Annotated in this window: 15 protein-coding genes and 1 pseudogene; 4 read left to right on the top strand and 12 right to left on the bottom strand. The window is 61.4% G+C overall.

The window, feature by feature from the left end:
* Positions 1 to 110 precede the first annotated feature (110 nt).
* From ASD03_RS24245 to ASD03_RS24200, 10 genes and pseudogenes are all read right to left on the bottom strand, one after another.
* Positions 111 to 2,243 (bottom strand): adenylate/guanylate cyclase domain-containing protein, encoded by a 2,133-nt coding sequence (locus ASD03_RS24245; protein WP_225906220.1) that lies wholly within the window; start codon positions 2,241 to 2,243, stop codon positions 111 to 113.
* 269 nt (positions 2,244 to 2,512) lie between these two features.
* A pseudogene (locus tag ASD03_RS38130) lies at positions 2,513 to 2,641 on the bottom strand (transcriptional regulator); the annotation flags it as partial.
* A gap of 106 nt (positions 2,642 to 2,747) precedes the next feature.
* Positions 2,748 to 3,512 carry a 2-dehydro-3-deoxy-D-gluconate 5-dehydrogenase KduD gene (gene kduD, locus ASD03_RS24235; RefSeq protein WP_025430245.1) on the bottom strand — a complete coding sequence of 255 codons (765 nt, stop codon included), beginning with the start codon at positions 3,510 to 3,512 and terminating at the stop codon, positions 2,748 to 2,750.
* Positions 3,509 to 4,348 (bottom strand): 5-dehydro-4-deoxy-D-glucuronate isomerase, encoded by an 840-nt coding sequence (kduI, locus tag ASD03_RS24230; RefSeq protein ID WP_057216978.1) that lies wholly within the window; start codon positions 4,346 to 4,348, stop codon positions 3,509 to 3,511. The genes kduD and kduI overlap by 4 nt, the downstream gene beginning before the upstream one ends.
* A gap of 46 nt (positions 4,349 to 4,394) precedes the next feature.
* A complete protein-coding gene (locus tag ASD03_RS24225) occupies positions 4,395 to 6,269 on the bottom strand; it encodes a DUF2264 domain-containing protein (protein WP_057216976.1) in 1,875 nt (624 codons plus the stop codon).
* 59 nt (positions 6,270 to 6,328) lie between these two features.
* Entirely contained in the window at positions 6,329 to 7,615 is a 1,287-nt protein-coding gene (locus tag ASD03_RS24220) for an ABC transporter substrate-binding protein (RefSeq protein ID WP_063997104.1), read from the bottom strand.
* Between the two features lie 111 nt (positions 7,616 to 7,726).
* On the bottom strand, positions 7,727 to 9,013 hold the full coding sequence (locus ASD03_RS24215) for a sugar ABC transporter substrate-binding protein (protein WP_057216973.1): 1,287 nt from the start codon (positions 9,011 to 9,013) through the stop codon (positions 7,727 to 7,729).
* Between the two features lie 34 nt (positions 9,014 to 9,047).
* A complete protein-coding gene (gene ugpC / locus ASD03_RS24210; RefSeq protein ID WP_057207189.1) occupies positions 9,048 to 10,130 on the bottom strand; it encodes a sn-glycerol-3-phosphate ABC transporter ATP-binding protein UgpC in 1,083 nt (360 codons plus the stop codon).
* A 47-nt stretch (positions 10,131 to 10,177) separates the two neighbouring features.
* Complete coding sequence (locus ASD03_RS24205; RefSeq protein ID WP_057207328.1) at positions 10,178 to 11,026, bottom strand: carbohydrate ABC transporter permease; 849 nt, start codon at positions 11,024 to 11,026, stop codon at positions 10,178 to 10,180.
* A gap of 37 nt (positions 11,027 to 11,063) precedes the next feature.
* Positions 11,064 to 11,906 (bottom strand): sugar ABC transporter permease, encoded by an 843-nt coding sequence (locus ASD03_RS24200; RefSeq protein WP_225906239.1) that lies wholly within the window; start codon positions 11,904 to 11,906, stop codon positions 11,064 to 11,066.
* Between the two features lie 237 nt (positions 11,907 to 12,143).
* Here ASD03_RS24200 and ASD03_RS24195 point away from each other — a divergent pair, with 237 nt between their 5' ends.
* The 3 genes from ASD03_RS24195 (at position 12,144) to ASD03_RS24185 (ending at position 16,042) form a co-directional block, all read left to right on the top strand.
* Complete coding sequence (locus tag ASD03_RS24195) at positions 12,144 to 13,334, top strand: glycoside hydrolase family 88 protein (RefSeq protein WP_057207188.1); 1,191 nt, start codon at positions 12,144 to 12,146, stop codon at positions 13,332 to 13,334.
* Positions 13,335 to 13,398: 64 nt separating this feature from the next.
* Positions 13,399 to 14,457: a LacI family DNA-binding transcriptional regulator gene (locus ASD03_RS24190; protein WP_057216971.1), complete on the top strand. Its 1,059-nt coding sequence runs from the start codon at positions 13,399 to 13,401 to the stop codon at positions 14,455 to 14,457.
* 139 nt (positions 14,458 to 14,596) lie between these two features.
* The gene (locus tag ASD03_RS24185) at positions 14,597 to 16,042 is read left to right on the top strand and encodes a sulfatase-like hydrolase/transferase (protein WP_057216969.1); all 1,446 of its coding nucleotides are present in this window, start codon (positions 14,597 to 14,599) and stop codon (positions 16,040 to 16,042) included.
* 299 nt (positions 16,043 to 16,341) lie between these two features.
* Here ASD03_RS24185 and ASD03_RS24180 read toward each other — a convergent pair whose 3' ends face one another.
* Positions 16,342 to 17,643 carry a four-carbon acid sugar kinase family protein gene (locus ASD03_RS24180; RefSeq protein ID WP_057216967.1) on the bottom strand — a complete coding sequence of 434 codons (1,302 nt, stop codon included), beginning with the start codon at positions 17,641 to 17,643 and terminating at the stop codon, positions 16,342 to 16,344.
* 3 nt (positions 17,644 to 17,646) lie between these two features.
* Entirely contained in the window at positions 17,647 to 18,903 is a 1,257-nt protein-coding gene (gene oiaX / locus ASD03_RS24175) for a 3-oxo-isoapionate-4-phosphate decarboxylase OiaX (protein ID WP_057216965.1), read from the bottom strand.
* 150 nt (positions 18,904 to 19,053) lie between these two features.
* Here oiaX and ASD03_RS24170 point away from each other — a divergent pair, with 150 nt between their 5' ends.
* Positions 19,054 to 19,770, top strand: coding sequence for a transcriptional regulator NanR (locus ASD03_RS24170; RefSeq protein WP_025430258.1), 717 nt, complete (start codon positions 19,054 to 19,056; stop codon positions 19,768 to 19,770).
* Positions 19,771 to 19,772: the final 2 nt, after the last annotated feature.

Raw genomic sequence — 19,772 nt, 5'->3', positions numbered from 1 at the left:
AATTCGCTGCCATTAGGTTGAGACGTAGACGTTCATGCCGGCGAGAAATTGCGGACGCGTTCCCGTATCGCTTCCACCTGATCGACAGGCCGGATATGGCCGGTCCGGCATTACAACCTCAACAGCCAGGCCTCTACCTTGCCCTTGCCCTTGACTTCGATAGGGCCGCGCGGCTCGAAGACGAAGTGGTCTTTGAGCTTTTCGTAGACAGGGCGCGTCACCTGAACCGCGTCGGGCACGCCGCCTGATTCCATCCTGCTCGCAAGGTTCACCGTATCGCCCCACAGGTCGTAGATGTACTTGCTCTTGCCGATGATGCCGGCCACGACCGGCCCGGTATTGACGCCAACCCTGAGCTTCATCGAGACGTTGTTTTCCATCGCGTGCTCTCGGGTAATGTGAACCATGCGGATAGCCATGCGCACCATCCGCTCGGAGTGGTTAGCCACCGGCTCGGGCAAGCCACACACCGCCATATAGGCGTCACCAAGCGTCTTGATCTTCTCGATTCCGAGTTCATTGGCGGCGACATCGAAGCGCGTGAATAGCCCATTGAGAAACGTGACGACCTCGTGTGGCGGCATCTCCGATGACAGAGCCGTGAAGCCAACCAGATCCGCGAAGGCGACGGTCACCTCGGCGAAGCCGTCGGCGATCCCAGCTTCGCCACCGCGCAGCCGATTGGCGATCGGAGCCGGCAGCACGTTGAGGAGCAGTTCCTCGTTCTCGCGATTCTTGTTCTCGATCACGACATTTTTTTCGTGCAGAGTCTCGACCATGCCGTTGAAGGCTGAGCAGAGTTGGCCCACCTCGTCGCGCGTGCGAACTGGCACACTGGCTCCATAGTCGCCGGCCGCGAAGCGCTTTACTCCGGCAGTGAGTTCACGCAGCGGTCCGAGCAGTGCGCGCGAAAGCCATGCGGCCGTCACGGCCACCGCCAACAGCGCCAATCCCCCGACGATCAGCAGCTCCTGGCGGAGCTGGGCGATCGGCGCGAAGGCCTCGGCGCTGTCAATTTTAGCGACGAGCGCCCACCTGACGCCGGGTATCTCGAGCGGGCCCCACGAGGCGAGTGTCGGCACGCCACGGTACCCGATGATCTCGCCGGTGTTTTCGACACCGGCAAGTGCTGCCCGAGATGCTTCGGTGTCGATGCGCTGATGCATCACCGGCGTCCCGTAACGCTGAATGGCGGCGATCTCCTCGTCCGAGGCACCGACAGACTTGAGTTCGGCGAAGTACGCCTCCCGGTTCTCGTAGAATGTCCGCGGTCCAGAGCGCACCAGATAGTCGGGTCCAATTAAATATGCCTCGCCCGTGTCGCCGAACCCTTCCTGTCGCCACCGGCGACCACCAGTGACGACGTTGTCGATCTCCTCGTTCGACAGTTGCGCCACCAGCACCCCGATGACGACACCCTTATCAATCACCGGTGCTCCCATGAAGGCAATTGGCGCTCCACCGGTCGGTGCATATGGAGCGAAATCCTCCAGGCAGATGGCCGATTGTCCGGCGGGCTCTGCGCAGCGCGCGACAGCGGATGCGACGTTGGAGCGGCGGTAGGGACCGAATTGCAGGGATGTGGTAAAATCGAGTTCCTTCTGGACTGTGTAGATCAGTCGACCCGATTTGGGATCGGCGATCATGAAATCGAAGAAACCGACCATCGAGGCGGCTGCGCGCATCAATGGATGATAGGTGGCATGCAGCCTGGTGTATTCGCTGCCATCACCGGCATCATCGAGAAGCTTGCGTCGCTCCGCCGGGTTCGGATTTTCCACGATGTAGTGATACTGCAGATAGTACGGAGCGCCACCAACCGGCAGATAGTCGGACAGCTCCGGTTGCCTTCCCAGGATACTCGTCATCTGCGGGATGAAGTTCTCAGCGTACCAATCTTGGACCTTCTGCCGAAGGTCAGGCTGTACGCCTGCGCGATCGAGCTGGTCGACTGCAATCCGGAATTCGCGCGTCGCATCAACCACCATCTTGGAGGCGGCGAGCAGGCGCAGTTCCGCTGCGATGGTGCGAAAATAGGTTTCGACTTGACGCGTCTTGTTCTGACGGGCGGCCGTGAGTTGGTCGAAAACCGCTTTTTCGATGGCGTCACGGGCACGGAAGTAACCGAGTACACCGGTCACCAAGATCGCGGCGGCGCCAAGCAGGACGAGCGTCGTAAACAGCTTTGCGGCCAACCCCCAGCGCGGGGGTCGGGATATTCCGGTCATATCTGGCGAACGCATGAATCAACTCCCACCAATAACGCGAAGTGCCGGGCAAATACCGTCAATGGTGATGATCCGAACGTCGCACCTCTGCTACAGCAGACTGTTCAATGTGGAACGGTCATCTGCTGCCTGTTGGGCAGTGCCAACCTCGGCGTATAGCAGATGCCATCTTATGCCAGAAATCACTCGACGGCCAACGCTCGTATTCGATTTAAGGATGAAAGCATGCAGCAATTCAAAGTGCTACAGCGACCTTTGCGCGTCTTATAAGACGCGCGGCGCTGTAGCGAGAAGGTGTCGTCGCAGCTGTAAGTGACGTTCGTCGAAAGATCGTACTCCTCGAACTTCTCGGAGCGCTCCGTGTAAGACAGGTTCTGGCGCGAGAACGAGATGATTTTCTCACCCTTCAGATCCTCTGATGCCGATCTCGCCTCGGGTGAAGCAATGCGCTCTTTTTCTCCACTGCCACCCCCAAACTGCACGCTCGACATAGCGACTGTCCTAACGATCGAAGTGCCATCACCGCGCGAGCCATCCTCCATCCACCGGAATGATAGCTCCAGTCACATAGGATGCATGCGGACTTGCCAGAAACAGGACCGCGGTCGCCAGATCTTCAGGAACGCCCCATCGCCCGACGGGAATACGTTCGAGGATTTGCCTCTGTCGCTCCGGATCCGCTCGCAGGGCCGCGGTGTTGTCAGTTTCCATATAGCCGGGCGCGATTGCGTTGACGGTGACACCGGATGCAGCCAACTCGTTTGCCATCAGCTTCGTCAGCCCCGCCACCGCATGCTTGGAGGCGGTATAGGCCGGAACCCGGATGCCCCCCTGGAAGGAGAGCAGCGATGCGATGTTGATAATGCGACCGAAGCGGCGTGAAACCATGCCGCGCGCAATGGCCTGGCTCAGGAAGAACAGGCTCTTTTCGTTGACGTTCGTCACCACGTCCCAATCAGCCTCGGAGTAGTCGAGCAGATCGGCACGCCTGATCGTTCCGGCATTGTTGACCAGGATATCGATGGGCCCGGCTTGCTCTTCGATCTCGCCGACGAGAGAGCGAAAATCGTTGGGTTGCGAAAGATCCGCCTGGATGCCGAGGAATCGGCGTCCGGCAGCTTCGATCAGCTGGCCTGTTTCCGGCATCGGCGTCGAGCCGAGGCCGACGATGTCGGCCCCGGCTTTCGCGAGCGCCAAAGCCATCGCCTGTCCCAGCCCTCCCCGGGCGCCTGTGACCAGCGCCCACTTGCCGGAAAGACTGAACAGATCCCCAATCTCGGTCATCGCAGGGTCTCCATTGCCACAAAATCCATGTCGGCGAAGGACTGGTTATCGCCTGCCATTGCCCACACGAAGGCATAGGAGCCCGTGCCGCTGCCACTGTGGATCGACCACGGGGGCGAAATGACCGCCTGCTCGTTGCGAACGATCAGGTGACGCGTCGCCTCGGGCCGCCCCATGAGATGGACGACCATACGATCTTCCGGCATGTCGAAATAGAGGTAGGCTTCCATGCGCCGATCGTGAAGGTGCGCAGGCATGGTGTTCCAGACGCTTCCCGGCTCGAACCGCGTGATGCCGAGCATGAGCTGGCAGGTCGGCAACAGGCCATCATGGACATATTTGTAGATGGTGCGCTTGTTGGCGGCCTCGCTCGTCCCGAGCGCCTGGGGAGACGCTTCATCCTGGGGGATCTTATGGGTGGGGTGGCTGGCATGCGCGGGCGCCGAGACGCCATAGAGTTTTGGAGGCGATGCCTCGTCCACGGCGGCAAAGGACACGCCTTTCGCACCCTTGCCGATGTAGAGCGCCTCAAAAGGCGCAATGACATGATCCACGGCATCGACGGATATTCTCGCCGCGCCGCCGCCAAGGTTAACGACGGCCAGTTCCCGCCGCTCGAGAAAATCGGCAACGCCAGCGGATTTCGCGAGCTCGGCGCTGAAGGCGAGCGGTGCAGCTTCCGGCCGGATGCCGAGCAGAACCAGGCGGTCATAGTGGCTGTAGGCGGCGCGTATTTCGCCGGCTGCGAAGAGATCCTCGACGAGGAAATGGCGGCGCAGCCCCTCGGTGTCGAGCGTCTCGGCCTGTTCGAAATGTATAGCTTGGCGAATATCCATCAGTTCTTGTCCTCGACTTGCAAAATAGGCCGGCGTCAACAGCCGGTCAGGCACTCGTATTTCTGCTCATAAGGGTGACCGGCCGGCCGTTTGCCTTGATCAGGGCTTCAAGCGCTGGCAGGTCGGGGGCCGGCGGCAAGCGCGTCAGCGTGCTGCGCCCGGCGGCCGGATCGGCGCTCGCCAGGACGGCTGCAAAAAGTGTGCTCGTTCCCCGGGGAATCTCTGCCGTCAACTGCGGCACCAGCGTCCTTCCGGCAATCAGGTTGGTGTTCGGCTGGGCGATATGCGCTTTGCCGGCACGGATGACCGACGAGCCGAGATCGACGATCGCCGACAGGTCGTGCGGAGTTGCAACAACAGCGTTGCCAGCTTCACCTTCCAGTGCATCGGCAAGCCGATCGCTTCGGGCGATCGCAAAGCCGCCTTCCTTGGTTAGGACCGCTCGCTCGGCCCAGACGCGATGGGTGCGGACATGGAAATCGCCATGACAGTAGAGCCAGGTTTCGACCAGGATGTCGCCATTGGGCCGCCAGCGCGCGTAGAGGACGTCATCGGCGATCAGCACTTGCTCGTTGGCCTGGCGGACATGGAACTGGAGACCGTCGCTGCTGAATCCGATCATGCCGTCCAGGACAGCGTCGGCGAAACGGTTGGGGTCACTTTCCACGCTGAAACCGTAGCGGGCGGAATAGACGAACTTGCTGTATTTCTCGGCACCGAACCGTGCCCAGGTGTTTTGCGGACCCGTTTGCTGGCCACCGCAAAGCGCGATGGCATCACCAGGAGGGTTCCTGATGATCATGCCCGTGTGCACGTGCACGGCGACGTCGGCGCGCGGTGGGCAATCCGCCTCTTCAGCGCTCCAGAAGGGGTGTTGCTCCGGTAAGGCCAGCGGCAGAAACGCCTTCAAGGCCCAATAGGGCGACTGCGGTGAGTTGTAGGTCTCGCACATCAGAAGGTTCGGGTAAGCGTAACCAACCGGCAGGATGCCGTCTCTCGACGCCATCGGCTGCTTGGCCCACCAGCGCAGATTGCGCAGATAGAAGCCCTTCAGTTGCCCCCACGGCAGCGCCTCCTCGCCGGCGAATGCCAGAGCGCCGAAGAAACCGGCGATGGCAAAGCGATAGGTCATCGACCGGCCAAACGCCAATGCGGCGCCATCATCGGCAAACCAACGCGTCATATCGCCGGCGGCGAGACGCGCACGCTCGCGATAGGGCTGCGTGTAGGCGCGGCCGTCGAGCACGGCAAGAATGAGCCCGTAGAAATGAAAGGCGAAGGGAATGTAGTGGTCGGCGCGGCGCGCGTCACCGTCGCTGTACCAGCCATCACCGAAATAGAAGGTCTCGATTTCGTCGATATAGGCCTGGTCCAAACCCTGATCGTGATCGGCGCCGACGGAATCCAGCCCCAGGCTGATGAGCAGCCGGAAGAACTTCCAGTTGTTCTCAGAAAACCGGCAGGCATGCCCTGACTTGAGATAGGCGACGACGTTCTCGCGCTCATCTGGCTCAAGAGGAGCCCAGAGTTTGTCCGGCACGAGACGCAACGCAAAGCCGATTGCCGCGAGCTCGACGAGGCGCTGGTTGCGATCCGTCGGCTGCCCCCAATATTCCGGATGGTGCGGATCCGTGCCACACGCAAGACCGCGTGCGATCGGCTTCCAGTCGATCCAGTCGGCACCGCCGACCTGCGCCGGCACCAGCCCCCACAACAACCGCGAGAAGCCCTCGAGATCGGCTGCCGCCTGATCGAAATGCGCAGCGGTCGCGTCGAACCGCAACCGCGCGCCACCGGCCGACCGGTAGGATTCGGCCGGGTCGCAGAGCGATTTCAGCGCGCGCTCGACATCGGCCCGCGTGCGCAGTTCATTGCCCGACCACGGATGGAACAGGCTGTCGGGGTATATGCCATCTGTCATTGGCCATTCCTGTCTTGGGAGGCTTATGGTGCAGGGCCCAGGGCGAGCCGTTGGAAACGTCAGCTCCTGAGGATGCGGTTTGCCTGCGCGACCAGCTCCTCGCCGGCTGCAGCGACCGTCAGCTGGCCGAAGGCAACCTGGTCGGCGATCGGTCGGAACACGCGTTCCTCCAGCTCGGAGGCCCCGATCGGAACCTGGGGCGGAAAGGCGCCCACCCGTCCCGCTATCGAGGAAATATAGTCCACCGATCGTTTCGAGACATCGTCGACAAGAGGCGTCACTGCCTCCCTGACATCAAGGTTGATCGGCACGCCGCGTTCCACGCCGAGAATTTTGCCGGCCGCGAGGTCGTTGATGAAGAAATCGAGGAACCGGGCTGCAAGCTCCGGCTGCCTCGAGGTGCTGGCAATCCCGAAATGCAGGCTCGCCTTGTAGAACAGGCCGGAAGGTCCCGCCGCGTCGGCGATCGGTAGCGAGGTGATCCCCAGCCTGTTCTTAGCGAGCGCCTGATAGCCGAGCAACTGGTTGGAAAAGGCGATCGCCATCACCGCGTGACCGGTTGAAAGCGGATTGGAATCGATCTGAAGCTTGTCCATTGCCTGGACCTCGGCCGACACGCAGCCGCCGTTCTTCGCCAGACTTTCCCAATAGCCGTACCAGTCGCTGGCATCGGTGGCATCGAAGCCGATCCGGCCATCTTCGCCGTACAGTCGCTTGCCGCGCTGAACGAGAAACGCCTCAAAGGCATAGCTGTAGCGCGCGCCGTTGCCGACCGCCCAGACATTCTTCCGGCCGATCGCCTTGGTGATGTCGATGCAGAGCCTGGCAAAATCGTCCCAGGTCGTCGTCGGTCCGGGCGGCGCAATGGCGGCCTCGTCGAAGGCGACACTGTCGTAAAGCAGAGCAAACGCATTCAACGACAGGGGCATGCCGACGACCTTGCCGTCGACCGCCCCGAGATCGAGGACGCCGGGCATCAACTTGTCGGTACGGATTACGCTTCCCAGGTAATCGCCGAACGGAAGCAGGGTGTTGCGGCGGGCGTAGTCGGCAAAGCGGCTTGGCGCGAGCTGGAAAATATCGGGCGCATTGCCACCGGCCAGCATCGTCGCCAGCTTCGACCAATAGTCGTTGCCGCCAACCTCGCCATTGATCTTCACGCCGGGATTTGCGGCCTCGAACAACCTGGCAACACCAAGCGTGCGCTCGGCGCGTGCGGGAGAACCGAACCAGAAGAGGCGCATCGTTGCGCTATCCGCCAGTGCCGAGCGCAACGGCGATTGCAAAAACGTTGCCGCGCCCCCGAACAACAACCCCAATTGCAAAAATTCGCGTCTGCCAAGCATGGTCCTCTCCCGAAAGCTTCGATTTCTGTGCGCCGCCGACCTCCTTCGGCGGCGCACTTGGGCGCATAGGCGATTTCGACAAGCGAAGCGGCCACTATCGTCGCGAGACGATCAGCCCTTGAGAATTCGGCCGCCTTCCGCAACCAACTGATCAGCCGCTTCTGCGGGCGTCACTTGGCCAAAGGCCACCTTGTCTGCCAGCGGCCGGAAGGCGCGTGTGTCGAATTCGGAGGCGCCGACCGGCACTGGCGGAGGATAGGCGCCGACCCGGCCGGCAATCGACGAGATGTAGTCGACCGTCCGTTTCGACACGTCGTCGATCAGCGGAACGACCGCGCCCTTGACGTCGGTGTTGACGGGAACGCCGCGCTCGACGCCGAGAACCTTGCCGGCAGCCATATCGTTGACGAAGAAGTCAATGAACCGGGCAGCAAGTTCTGGATTTTCGCAGGTGCTTGCAATGCCGAAATGCAGACCCGGCCGGTAGAACAGGCCGGACGGTCCTGATGGATCCGTCACCGGCAAGGTGGTGATCCCTAGCGGGTTCTTCATCGCCGACTGGTAGCCGAGAAGCTGGTTCGAAAACGCGATGGCCATAGCGGCCTTGCCGGTTGCCAGCGGGTTTGAATCGACCTGGATCTGGTCCATCGACTGAACTTCGGCCGACACGCAGCCGCCGTTCTTGGCGAGGCTCTCCCAGTAGCCATACCAGTCTTTGGCATCGTTGACATCGAAACCGATCTTGCCGTCCTCGCCGTACAATCGCTTGCCGCGCTGGTTCAAGAATGCATCAAAGGCATAGGTGTAACGTGATGCGTTGCCGACCGCCCAAACGTTCTTGCGGTCGATCGCCTTGGTCAGTTCGACACAAAGTTTGGCGAACTCGTCCCACGTGGTCGCGGCCCCCGGCGGATTGAGCCCGGCCTGCTTGAAGGCTTCCGTGTCATAGAACAATGCGAACGCGTTGAGCGACAGCGGCATGCCCGCCACCTTGCCGTCGACGGTTCCAAGCTCCAGCACACCCGGCGCGAGCTTGTCGGTGCGAATGGACTTGCCGAGGAAATCGTTGAGTGGAAGCGTGGTGTTGCGGCGCGCATAGTCGGCAAATCGGCCAGGCTCGAGCTGGAAAATATCAGGGGCGTTGCCGCCAACAAGCATCGTCGTCAGTTTCGACCAGTAGTCGTTGCCGCCGACTTCGCCGTTGATCTTGACATCCGGATTGGCGGCTTCAAACAGCCGGGCGACGCCAAGGGTGCGCTCGGCGCGCGCAGGCGTGCCCCACCAGTAGAGCCGCATCGTGGCGCTGTCGGCAAATGCGGTCCGCAGCTGAAGCTGCGAAAATGCAGCCGCTCCGCCGAGCAGCAGGCCGTTGCGTAGAAGTTCGCGTCGATTGAGCATGAATTCCTCCCTTTGGTTCCGTTTTTGCCTGAGCCTAGTCGGCAAGCCTGCGCCCTTCGGCGTCGAAGAGATGGCAATGTTCCGGCGCGATGCTGACGCTCAGCGTTTCGCCCGTGCCAAGCAGTGTCTGGCCTTCCATGGCGACGATGAGCGCCTGCTTGTCGGGCAGACGCCCATAGACGATGGTCTGGCCGCCGAGATGCTCGATATGGGTGATCGTCAATGTCCCCAGATGGATGCCGCCCGCGCTGTTGGCCCTGATATGCTCCGGGCGAACGCCAAGACTGAGGGTCGCCCCGATCTCGGCTCTCTCGACCAGCGGCACCGCGACATCGGCACCGGCAAGACCGATGACAACACCGTCGTCGCGGCGCCCCACCACGGAAACATCCAGGAAATTCATCTTGGGCGAACCGATGAAGCCGGCGACAAAGCGGTTGACCGGCCTGTTGTAGATTTCGAGCGGCGTTCCCTGCTGCTCGATCCGGCCGGCGCGTAGCACGACGATCCGGTCAGCCAGTGTCATGGCTTCGACCTGGTCATGGGTGACGTAGATCATCGTGGCGCCGATATCGGCGTGGAGCTTTGCAATCTCGACACGGGTCTGCACGCGAAGCTCGGCATCCAAGTTGGACAAGGGTTCGTCGAACAGGAAGATTTTCGGATCACGCACGATGGCGCGGCCGATGGCGACGCGTTGACGCTGGCCGCCCGACAGCTGCTTTGGCTTGCGTTCGAGCAGCTGCGTGATCTGCAGGATTTCGGCGGCCTTGCGCACCCGCTGATCGATCTCGGGCTTTGGCATGCGCATGGTTTCAAGGCCGAACGACATGTTCTTGTAGACACTCATATGCGGATAGAGGGCATAGGACTGAAAGACCATGGCGATGCCGCGCTCGGAGGCTGCCTTCTCATTCATCCTGGCGCCGCCAATCGCCAGCTCGCCGCCGGAGATGGGCTCCAGCCCGGCAATCATGCGCAAGAGCGTGGACTTGCCGCACCCCGACGGGCCGACGAAAACGACGAACTCGCCGCTGCCGATCTGGAGGTCGACGCCGCGGATGACCTCGACGGCACCGTAGCGCTTCTGGACTTGCTTCAAAGCGAGCGTCGTCATGGGGCTCCCCTTTCCTATTGCTTGTTCTGTGGTTTTTGTTCGCGGCACTACCGCTTCATGCCCGTCGTCGCGATGCCTTCGATCAGCAGCCGCTGGAACAGGAGGAAGAGGATGAAGATCGGCAATACGGTCAAAGTCGACATCGCAAGCAGAGCGCCCCAATCCGATTGCGCCGTGGCATCGACGAAGGTTCGAAGGCCAAGCTGGGCCGTGTATTTCTCGATGTCGTTCAGATAGATCAGCGGCGCAAAGAAATCGTCCCAGGTCCAGATGAAGGAGAAGACTGCGGCGGTCGCCAGGACAGGCGTCGAAAGCGGCAGGATCACCTTGAGGAAGATGCGCAACGGCCCGGCGCCGTCCATGATGGCCGCCTCGTCGAGTTCGCGCGGGATGCCGCGGAAGAACTGAACCATCAGGAAGATGAAGAAGGCATCGATGGCGAAGAACTTCGGCACGACAAGCGGCATGATCGTGTTGACCCAGCCGAACTTGAGAAACATCAGATATTGCGGGATCAGCACCGCATGCTGCGGCATCATCAGGGTTCCGAGCATGAGCGCGAACCAGAACCCGCGTCCCTTGAACTGCAGCCGCGTGAAGGCATAGGCGGCCATCGAGCACGATATCAGGTTGCCGATGACGACCAGGACCGAGATCAGCAGCGAGTTGAGGAACAGGTGGCCGAAGCTGACGCTCAGGCCATTCCAACCGCGTCGGTAGGCATCGAGCGTAAACTCCTGCGGTATTAGCGATGTCGTCGCGAAGATCTCGTTTTCTGGCTTGAAGGAGCTCGAGACCATCCACAGCAACGGATAGAGCATGATGAAGCTCACGGCGGTCAGGAGCGCGTAGACCAACGCCCGCTTCAGCGGCGAGGATTTGGCTCCGTCGGGCATGGCAGCTGCCTCGACGACGTTCGACGCGTAGACGGTATCAGTCATCGTAGTGCACCCAATATTTGGCCGACATGAAGGACAGCGTCGTGAAAATGGCGATGATGACCACCAGCACCCAGGCAAGGGCTGATGCGTATCCGAAACGGAAGTTGGTGAAGGCTTCCTGGTAGAGGTAGAGCGTGTAGAACAGCGTCGTATCGATCGGACCACCGCTGCCGTCGCTGACGACGAAAGCCGAGGTGAAAGCCTTGAACGCGTCGATCGTCAGGATCACCGCATTGAAAAAGATCACCGGCGTCAAAAGCGGCAGCGTGATCTTGAAGAACTGGCGGGAGCGGCTTGCCCCGTCGATGCTGGCAGCCTCATACATATCCTGCGGGATCTGGCGCAGACCGGCGAGAAAGATGATCATCGACGAGCCGAACTGCCAGGCCGCGAGCAGAACCAGGGTGTAGAGCGACGTGGACGGGTTCGAGATCCAGCTCGGGCCTTCGTAGCCGAAAAGCGCCGCCAGAACCTGGTTCAGCACCCCGTCGCCGGCAAACACCTGCCGCCAGAGCACCGCGATCGCAACGCTGCCGCCGACCAGCGACGGAAGATAGAAGATCGCCCGAAAGACCGTCAGGCCGCGCAGCCCCTTGTTCAGCGCCACGGCGATCGCCAACGCGAACATCAGCTTGAGCGGAACCGACAGGAGAACGAATGTGAAAGTCACCCGCATCGCCGTCCAGAAACGGGGGTCGTCGCTGGCAATCCGCACATAGTTCTCGGCGCCGACCCAGTTGGCCGGCCCCATCAGGCCGAAGTCGGTGAGCGAGAGATAGAACGACGAAACGGCCGGTCCCAAGGTCAGCACGACAAACCCCAGCAGCCAGGGCATCAGGAAGCCGTAGCCGCCCAACTGGCTGCGCAGTCGCACGCTCAGAGGCGGCCCTGCATTCGATGCGTCCGTAATGGACATTCCCTCACCCTCCCTTATCGGCGCCGTGGACGTCACGAAGGACGCCCAGACTAGACATAAGAATGAAACCGAAAACATTCTTCGTCAAGCGAAAGTTTCGCTATTGACGAAAATTGCGTAATGAGCAAAAAGATTTCCACACTCAGGAGCACTCACATGAAAATCGAAACCAGTAGCTACTTTGCAGCCTCCGTGCCGGCAGCCGCCACCTCTCATGTTGATCGCCACCAGGCAGCGCTCGTACGCAGCATCGAAAAATTGCGCACGACCATGCCGATCATCGGCATTCGCAACCCGAAGATCGGCTTGAGCGACAATAGCTGGGCCTATTGCAGCCCCTACGACTGGGTCGTGAGCTTTCATGCCGGCCAATTATGGCTTGCCTCGCAGCTAACAGGAGATCCGACATTCCTGAACGCAGCGCGCGCCCGCCGCTCGATCTTTCGGGGCATTCTGGCGCATCGCCGCGCTCAGGACCATGATCTTGGCTTCCAGTTCTCGCTCAGCTGCGTCGCCGAATGGCTGATGACCGGCGAGAAGGAGCCGCGCGCGCTCGCTCTTGAAGCCGCCAATCTGCTGCTCGGCCGGTACCGACCGGAGGGGCGCTATCTTCAGGCGTGGAACGCGCAACCGGCGCATGGCTCCATGCGCGCAGATTTCGCCAACGGGCGGATCATCGCCGATACGATGCAGAACCTCGCCCTCCTCTACTGGGCCTACGGCGAAACCGGACGCGCCGACTTTCGCGAGGCCGCCGACGGCCATGCCGACACCACATTGAAACATCTGGTGCGCGACGACGATACCAGCTTCCACACCTTCCTGTTCGACCCGAGCACCGGCGAGGCACTGCGCGGAGAAACCCACCAGGGCCATGCCGACGGATCATGCTGGTCACGCGGCCAGGCCTGGCTGATCCACGGTTTTGCGCAATGCGCGCGCGTCACCGGCAACAGGACCTATCTGGATGCGGCCCGCAGGCTCGCCGCCAAGGCCGAGCAGCTGATGGGCAGCGACCTCGTGCCCGTGTGGGACTATGACGTCCCCAACCCGAAGAACGCGCCGCGCGACAGTTCGGCCGGCGCCATCATGGCAGCCGGCATCTACATGCTCGCCGACCAGTGCGACGTCGACGAGGCTCAAGCCTGGCGCGGGTTTGCCGACCGCTTGATCGCTGGCTTGCTCGACACCTGCGACCTGACCGAAGATCCAACGGCACTCGGCCTTCTCGCCCATGGCGCGGCCCATGTCGGATCAGGCTATTCCGACACCATGCTTCCCTATGGAGACTACTATTTCATGGAGGCCTTGATGCGGTCGCTCGGGCATACACAATTCTTCTGGTAAGCAGACAAAATGCCAGTCGCTGCGACTCCCAAAAAGCGCAGGAATCTGATGGAGTGGGTTTCCAATGACCGATGATCAACTCGCCACACTGACACTGCGCGACATCGCCGATGCAGCCGGCGTTTCGGTCGCATCCGTGTCGAAGGTGCTGAACAATCGCGGCGGCGTCAGCGGTGAGAGCCGCAAGAAGATTTTGGCTCTTGCCGAAGAACTCGGCTACCTCGGGCGCAACGCCCGATCGCTTCACAAGGCTGGCATCGGAAGCACCGCGTTGATCGTGCCGGCCGAGTACTACTCCGGGTCGCAGTTCTACGAGGATGTGATCCGCGGCGCACTGGACGAGGCAGCGGCGCATTCGCTGAAAGTCGACGTGCAGCTGCTGACGCTCGACACCAAACAGAACACCGCGGAGATCGACGAATACCTGCGTGGCGCGGAGCCGAGCACAGTCATCGCGGTCGGCCTGGACGACCGGGCCGCGATCGACCGGCTCGCCGCAAGTGGTGTGCCGACCGTTCTGATAAACGGCATTGATCGTTCGATGCGCATGGACAGTGTTCTGCCCGACAACTGGTCGGCGGGCTGGCTAGCGACGCGCCGCCTGCTGGAGGCCGGGCACCGAGACATCATGCATGTGACGCTGCCACGGCGACTGTCCATGCAGCGTCGCCTTGAAGGATTTCGCCTGGCGCTGGAGGAAGCTGGAATTGTCTTCGATCCGGACAAGCACCTCATTGATCTCGGCAAGATGGGTTTCCTGGAAACCCAGGCGCAATTGGCCACGCGCCAAGCGCTCGAGAGCGGCAGGCTGGACAAGGCAACGGCGCTTTTCTGCAGCATGGACGTGGTGGCGCTCGGCGTCATGCAGGCGCTTCAGAGCCAGGGGCTTTCGGTGCCCGACGACTATTCGATCATCGGGCTCGACGACGTAGCGATTGCCATGCACAGCCGGCCGCCGCTGACGACGATCAGCATCGATCGCATCGAGCTCGGCCGGATCGGCGTTCAACTCCTGATGAAGCGAATAGCCAACGCCGAAGAAAGCATCACGCGCGTCAACATGGGCGTCAAACTGATCGAAAGGGCGACCGTCGGTCCGCCCAGGGAACGTCCCGCCCGCTGACGACGACGAAACCTACAGGCCTTCACCGACGCCTGCTCACCCCTTGCAGACGGCATGCCACCGCCGATGTCTGACTGACCGGGCTGCCACGGCGAACGCATTGCGCTGCCTTTTTTCCTTGGCTTAGCGAGGATAATCCATGAAGAAACCGAACGTCGTCGTCATCATGGCCGACCAGCTTCGCTACGATTTCATCGGCACATCCTACATGCCGCATCTGCAGGCGCTTCTGGCCGACAGTTGCCTTTTCCCGAACGCCTATTGCGCTTCCCCGCTCTGTGTTCCCTCGCGCGGCGCGTTTTTCACCGGGCGATATCCCAATTCGACCGGTTGTCTGATCAACCCCTGGGTCGAGGTGGACAAACAGCATGGCTTCATAGGTGACGACTTCGCCAACCTGTACGGACTGCTGTCTGCCGATTGGGACGGATGGCACGCGGGAAAGCAGCATCTGATGTACCAGCCACCGCTCGAGATGCGCGAAGGCACGGCGGTCAGGTGGCATGCACTTGAAGAGAATTACGGCGCGTTTCTCGATGCGAGGGGGCACCGTCCACCTGGAGGCCAACGCTTCCGCGGCATCGTTCCGGAACTGACTTCAGGCACCGTTACCTCGGTCGGAGACTATTCGACGCCGGCGACCGGCTGCTATGAGCCGGGGTTCGACAGCTTCTTCGACGGCTTTATCCTGCAATCGTCGCTCGGCGCCATCGAGAACCGCGACAGATCGCGGCCACTTTTCCTGAGCGCCATGTTCCTGGCGCCGCATCCCCCCTTCGATGTGCCCGAGCCGTGGTATTCGTTGGCGCGAGAGGTCGAGCCGCCTGACAATGTCGGCCAATGGTTCTCCGGCCAAAGTCCGCTGCAGCTCTACAATCTACCCGGCTTCCTCGGCACCCGTTACAGCCGCGACGATTGGAAAGAGATTTGGCGCGTCTATGCCGGGCTGGTGGCTCTTCTCGACCATTGCATCGGAGCGATCGTTTCCAAGCTGAAGGCTGAAGGCATTTACGACGAAACACTGATCGTGTTTACGAGCGATCATGGCGAGATGCTCGGCTCGCATCGCCTCTGGCAGAAGATGTGCATGTACGAGGAGGCGATCCGCACACCTCTCCTGTTCAAGATGCCGGCGCCCATGGCCGGCATCGGGGTCTGCGACCAAGCGGTCAGTCACATCGACGTCTTGCCAACGATTTGCGACATCGTGAACGTCGAGAAACCCAAAGACCTTCCCGGCCGCTCCCTGATGCCGTCGATCAACGCCGGGACGCCTTGCGAGCATAAGGATATCTTTGTTCAGTTCGACGGCAATGGCGCCCTGGGCAACTTCTCGCGGTGTATCATCCACCAATCGCACAAGCTCATCGTCGACATCTTCAAGGACGAGGTCTTCTTTGAGCTTTACGCGCTGGCAAGCGACCCGCAGGAAACGACCAACCTGGTCGTGGAGCGCGAAGATCTGGCCGCATACTTGTTTTCCAAACTGACCGAGCACATGCGGCTAACAGGAGACCACATCGCGCTTGGCCCTGATGCGCTCCAGCAGTTCATACTGCGCAGGAAAGCCTTGGCCTTCCCTTAAGCTCCGGTCATTACCCGCCCTACGGCTACTGGTGGACAGCTTCGAGGCCGCCACAGCGAACAAGTCGTCGCTCTGAGGTTTACCGACATCTTCGCCGATCAAGCGCACCCGATCTCATCTTGGAGATCATGCCGGCGCTGTCCGCTGGCTGAAGGTCGACCTTCGAATATGAGCATTTCGAAGAATGATCCGGCAGCTCGCCCGGGCGGCCCAGTCGCACGTCTGCGTTAAACGGAGGCGCGGAAACGCTCTATCTCTTTATTTCCAGCCTAACGTTGGTGTGCCGCTCACCGCCCGAGTTATACTTTGCCCGCTCTGATCATGGAAAAATAGTCGTCGCCGCCAACCTGCCCGCCCTTCAGCGCGATCTGCAAGCCATCCACCGCACCGCCATGAGCGATGCAAAGCGGCGAGCCCGGCGTCTGCGGCAGGGGCATCTTTAGCGTCAGTGCCAAAATGCCCATCTGACCGAGCGCGTGGCTTGACGTATCGCCGCCGGCCACCACGGCGCGCGAGATCCCGGCGCGCTGGACAAGCGCCGACTGAATTTGGCCGAGCGCGCGGCCGAGGCGATGACGAGCGCCTGTCGATGAATCGAGTTCGCCGCCCCGATCGGCAGATGGACCAAGCGCCGTGTAAAGCACGACACTGTCGCCGCCTTCCAGCACCTTGAGGCCGGCTTCGATCGCCACGGCAATTGCAGCTCCGGCCTCGTCGCCGGAAAGTGCAAGAGGATCAAGCGTGACGCCGCCAAAACCGTTTGCGAGCGCATGGCGAATTTGCCGCTCCGTGGTGGGAGAAACGCTGCCGGACACGACCGCGATGCGATCCACCGGACCGGCCTCGGCAAAGACAGGTTTGTCGCCGATCAGACCCTCGTTCCGCCATGCGGGGATCAAGGCATATTCGACACCGGAGGATCCGCAAATGAAGCCGCTTCTGGGATGCAGCGCGTTCCAGACCAAGGCACCGGCGGCGGCCTGGGTCAACGCGTCGAGCACGTCGATGAGCAGGATGTCGGCGTCTTCAAGCGCCGACCGGCCCAGCAGCGCGACATTATCGATGAGTGCCGAAGAGAGCTTTGTCTGGCGCGCGAGATGCATCAGCAGATTGGACTCGTCCATCGGCGTGACCGGATGGCGCGACATGACCGGATGACGATCGATGCGGTAGTTGCGGCCTTGATAGGCGGCGAAGAGCTCTCCGAAGGCCGTATATCGGCGGATCTGGGGCGCGCCGACGATGAGTGGCACGGTCGCTTCGCCGAAGACCGTGCGGCCGATCTCGATCGCCCGGCCGATATTGCCGACATGCGGCGCGGAATCGAAGGTCGAGCAGACCTTATAGTGGCAGAGTTCGGCGTCGAGCGTCTTCAGCCAGCCGAAGGCTTCGCGAAGGTGCACGTCCATCCACTCAGGCGTTTCGCTGCGGCTCGTGCCGGCAAGGCCGAAGGCGCGCGCGCCGTCGAAGCGCGACAACAGGTCCGCGTCCGGCACTTTCAGGAAAAGCACCGTTTCGACACCGTTCGAGGCGAGCGCCTCCATGACGTCGGTTGAGCCGGTGAAGTCGTCGCCATAATAGCTGATCAGCGGTCGTGTCATGGCTCAGGCCGCCTTGCCATCGGCAAATTTCTCGATGGATTGCGCGAGTTCCGGATGATCCTGCGCGTAAGCGTCCAGCGGCACGCCCGCGACCGCCGCCTCCCATGCCTGCTTGACCGCCTTCACGCCCGCTCCCGGCCCGCCCGGATGGCTGACGATGCCGCCGCCGCAGAGGTAGAGAAGCGCTGTCGATCCACCGGTCGCCGCGATCGTATCGGGCGCCTGCCCGCCCCACTGGCCCGAGCAGACCACCGGCAGCGCCCTGTCGTCTTCCGAAAACAACGGCGTGCTGATGGCCTTGTAGGATTGTACGAAACTTTCGTCCGGCTCCCAGTATTTCACGCGGATGCCGTTGATCTGGAATTGGTCGATGCCGAGCAGGCGCCAGAACTGCTGCCAGACGGAAAACTCGAAGCCGAGGCCGGCATGGCGCGTGAGGATATCCCAACCATTGCGGTGGGCATGCAGCACGAGGCTAGAGCGCTTGCGCAGGAAGGCGAGACCACCAAAACCGATCGAATTGATGTTGACCACGGCGCAATTGCCGCCGGCCTCAAGGACCATATCGTGGTTGCGCATCATCTCGTCGGGGTCGGCGTGACTGATGCCGAAGGCGTACATGACCTTCTTGCCGGTCTTCTGCTCGTGGGCGAGGATTTTCGGCATGATCGCCGCGACACGATCCTTCAGCGGCGAATAGGCCGGGCTCATCAGCTTCTCGTCGTCCTTGATGAAATCGACGCCCGCCTCGATCAACTCGCCGACCATATCAGCTGTTTCATGCGGCCTGAGGCCGAGCGCCGGCTTGACGATGGTGCCGATGATCGGGCGATGCTTCACACCGGTCAACGCGAAGCTTCCCGCCACGCCGAACTGCGGCCCGAGATGGGCCGCCGCAAATTCCCGCGGCAGCTTCATATCGACGATACGGATACCTGTGAGCCCTTTGATGGAAAACACGCCGCCGATGGCGATGGTCATCAGCGCGGAGAGATCCGTGCCCACCGCGTCCATCGGGAAGTCGATGTCGACATCCGCACGGTTGAACTGTTTGGCGCCACCCGCTTCGTCAGAGAAGGAGGCCTGGTGCGTGGGCGGCAGCGGACGGACGGCGACGACGCGCGCCGCCACGCGCGCCTTCAGCTCTTCCGTCTCCCCCGGCAACGCCACGAAGGTGCCTGTCGACTGGTCGCTGGCGATCTTCGACGCCATCGCTTCTACAGATCCGGGCGTCTCTATCCGATAGGTCAGACGGATCACGTTCTCTCCTCCCGCATCCCGTGCGGCACGCTTGTTAACGGCTACAAACTGGTATAATGAGTATTTATGTTATTGCAAGCCGGCTGCGGCGAAACCTGTTGCAGCATGGGAACTTGATGCATAATCAAACCTGTCGAAACCAGGTGACTCATGAACGTTGTTTCCGAACCGATCGTCCGCAAGAAACTCTCCGATGAAGTGTTTTCGCGACTGAAGCTCATGATCGAGACCGGCGAGCTGAAGGCCGGCGACGACATGCCGTCCGAACGCGAACTGATGGAACGCTACGGCGTCGGGCGCCCGGCCATCCGCGAAGCGATGCAGGCGCTTGCCGGCAAGGGCCTCGTCGAGATTTCCCAAGGCGAGCGCGCCAAAGTTTTGCGCATAACCGCGGAATCCATCTTCCGGCAGGTCGATCTGCCGGCAAAGCTGATGCTTTCCGGCTCTTCGGACTCGCTGGAACACCTCAAGAGCGCCCGCATCTTCTTCGAGCGCGGCATGGTCCGCGAGGCGGCAGCCAAGGTAAGCCCGGCACAGATCGCCGAACTGCGCGCGCTGCTCGAAAAGCAGAAACAGAGCCTCGGCGATGCGGATGCCTTCATCGATGCCGACATGGAATTCCACCACGCGATCGCCCGGATTTCGGGCAACCCGATCTTTGCGGCCGTCAGCGGCGCGATGCTCGGATGGCTGAAGTCCTACCATACGGAAATGCTCATATGGACGGGCCGCGAGGACTTCACACTTGCAGAACACGCGGAAATCATCCGCGCGATCGAAAAGGGTGACGCCGATTTTGCCGAACAGGCGATGGTAAAACACCTGGAGCGCTCCCGCGCACTCTATGCCCTCAAGAGCCAGAAGTAGTA

Origin of the sequence: Ensifer sp. Root127 (assembly GCF_001425225.1) — a bacterium.
GTDB classification, from domain to species: domain Bacteria; phylum Pseudomonadota; class Alphaproteobacteria; order Rhizobiales; family Rhizobiaceae; genus Ensifer; species Ensifer canadensis.
This window is presented reverse-complemented; position numbering and strand designations above follow the sequence as displayed.